The sequence below is a fragment of the Nocardia sp. NPDC052112 genome (assembly GCF_040680135.1).
GTDB lineage: Bacteria > Actinomycetota > Actinomycetes > Mycobacteriales > Mycobacteriaceae > Nocardia.
Genome location: NZ_JBFAWD010000075.1, coordinates 1 through 2,230, shown reverse-complemented (window position 1 = coordinate 2,230; position 2,230 = coordinate 1). Strand labels below are relative to the sequence as shown.

General features: G+C 65.1%; 2 protein-coding genes. Both read left to right on the top strand.

Annotated elements, in window-relative coordinates:
• Positions 1-98 precede the first annotated feature (98 nt).
• Positions 99-1,340 (top strand): IS21 family transposase, encoded by a 1,242-nt coding sequence (gene istA / locus AB0L58_RS42965; RefSeq protein ID WP_364397511.1) that lies wholly within the window; start codon positions 99-101, stop codon positions 1,338-1,340.
• On the top strand, positions 1,340-2,155 hold the full coding sequence (istB, locus tag AB0L58_RS42960) for an IS21-like element helper ATPase IstB (protein WP_364397508.1): 816 nt from the start codon (positions 1,340-1,342) through the stop codon (positions 2,153-2,155). Before istA ends, istB begins: the two co-directional genes overlap by 1 nt.
• Positions 2,156-2,230: the final 75 nt, after the last annotated feature.

The following is a 2,230-nucleotide window of genomic DNA, read 5'->3' as shown; positions in this document are numbered from 1 at the left end:
TGTCGGCGGCACGTGAAAAATGACCACCGCGCGGCAACTCAAAACGGACCATCTGGTCGGTGACTCTGGCTCTATCCGAGCCAGGGAGGACCGAAGGGATGCTTGCTGTGGAGGATTGGGCTGAGATTCGTCGTTTGCACCGGTCAGAGGGCATGCCGATCCAGGTGATCGCCCGGGTGATGGGCGTGTCCCGCAACACCGTGAAGCGGGCCCTGGCCTCGGAGGGGCCGCCGAAGTATCAGCGCCCGTTCAAGGGGTCGGTCGTGGATGCGGTCGAGCCGCAGATCCGGGAGTTGCTGAGGGTGTATCCGAGGATGCCGTCGACGGTGATCGCTGAGCGGATCGGCTGGACCCGTTCGGTGCGGGTGCTTTCGGGCCGGGTCGCCGAGTTGCGGCCGGCGTATCTGCCGCCGGATCCTGCGTCTCGGACGACGTATGTGGCCGGGGAGATCGCGCAGTGTGATTTCTGGTTTCCGCCGATCGAGTTGCCGGTTGGGTTCGGGCAGGTCCGCGGCCCGAAACAGCTGCCGGTGCTGACGATGGTGCTGGGGTATTCGCGGTGGCTGATGGCGATGTTGATCCCGTCGCGGCATGCGGAGGATCTGTTCGCGGGCTGGTGGGCTCATATTCATCGATTGGGTTCGGTGCCAAGGGTTTTGGTTTGGGACGGTGAAGGTGCGATCGGCCGCTGGCGTGGTGGCCGCAGCGAGTTGACCACCGAATGCCAAGCGTTCCGGGGGACATTGGGCACGAAGGTGCTTGTTTGCAAGCCCGCTGATCCGGAAGCGAAGGGCATGATCGAGCGGGCCCATGATTATCTGGAGCGGTCGTTCCTGCCGGGGCGAACCTTCACCGGCCCAAGCGATTTCAATACTCAACTCGATGATTGGCTGGAGTTGGTGAACGCCCGTCCGCGGCGGGTGTTGGGTTGCGCGCCGACCGATCGGATCACCGCGGACCGCCAAGCGATGCTGGCGTTGCCGCCGGTGGCGCCGCAGACAGGGTGGCGGCGCTCGGCTCGGCTGCCTCGTGATCACTACATTCGGTTGGATTCCAATGACTATTCGGTGCATCCGTCGGTGATCGGGCGCCGGATCGAGATCCTCGCCGACCTGGACCGGGTCCGGGTGTTCTCCGGTGGCCGGATCGTGGCCGATCACGAGCGGATCTGGGCTTGGCATCAAACCCTGTCCGACCCAGAACATGTCGAGGCGGCGAAGGGGTTGCGGCGCGGCCGCATCGGTGTCCTGCGCCCGGCACCCGAACCCGAGGTCGAGCAGCGTCGCCTGACCGACTACGACACCGCCCTCGGCATCGACCTCGAAGGCGGGGTGGCCTGATGCCCGGCCGGACCAGAACCACCGCGAAAACATCCACCGCCACAAGGGATTTCACTGCCGAGCTGAGCTTCCTGACCCGGGCGTTGAAGGCTCCGTCTCTGCGGGAAGCCGCCGAACGGCTACCCGAACGCGCCCGCGCCGAGAACTGGACCCACGAAGAGTTCCTCATCGCCTGCCTGCAACGAGAGGTCTCCGCCCGCGAGTCACACGGCGGCGAAAGCCGCATCCGCTCGGCCCGCTTCCCCTACCGAAAATCCCTAGAAGAGTTCGACTTCGGTCACTCCCGCGGCCTCAAACGAGACGTGATCGCCCACCTGGGCACCCTCGACTTCGTCACCGCGAAGGAGAACGTGGTGTTTCTGGGTCCGCCCGGAACGGGCAAGACTCACCTGGCGATCGGGTTGGCGATGCGGGCGTGTCAGGCCGGGCATCGGGTCGCGTTCGCCACCGCCGCCGAATGGGTCTCCCGCCTGGCAGAGGCCCACCACGGCGGCCGGTTGCAGGCCGAGCTGATCAAGCTCGGCCGCTACCCGCTTTTGGTGGTCGACGAGGTCGGCTACATCCCGTTCGAGAACGAGGCCGCGAACCTGTTCTTCCAACTCGTCTCCTCCCGCTACGAACGCGCGTCACTGATCGTGACCAGCAACAAAGTCTTCGGCCGCTGGGGAGAGGTCTTCGGCGACGACGTCGTCGCCGCGGCGATGATCGACCGCCTCGTCCACCACGCCGAGGTCATCGCCCTCAAAGGCGACAGCTACCGACTCAAGGACCGCAACCTCGGCCGCGTCCCCACCGCCAGCACAACTGAAGACTGAAACCACCAACACAACCGACCAAATGGTCCAAATTGACCTGCCGTCAGATGGTCCGGATTGGCGTGCTGTTGACAA

Bases quoted from the DNA above. Each gene is read 5' to 3' on its own strand.
- istA (WP_364397511.1), top strand. From the start codon at position 99: ATGCTTGCTGTGGAGGATTGGGCTGAGATTCGTCGTTTGCACCGGTCA.
- istB (WP_364397508.1), top strand. From the start codon at position 1,340: ATGCCCGGCCGGACCAGAACCACCGCGAAAACATCCACCGCCACAAGG.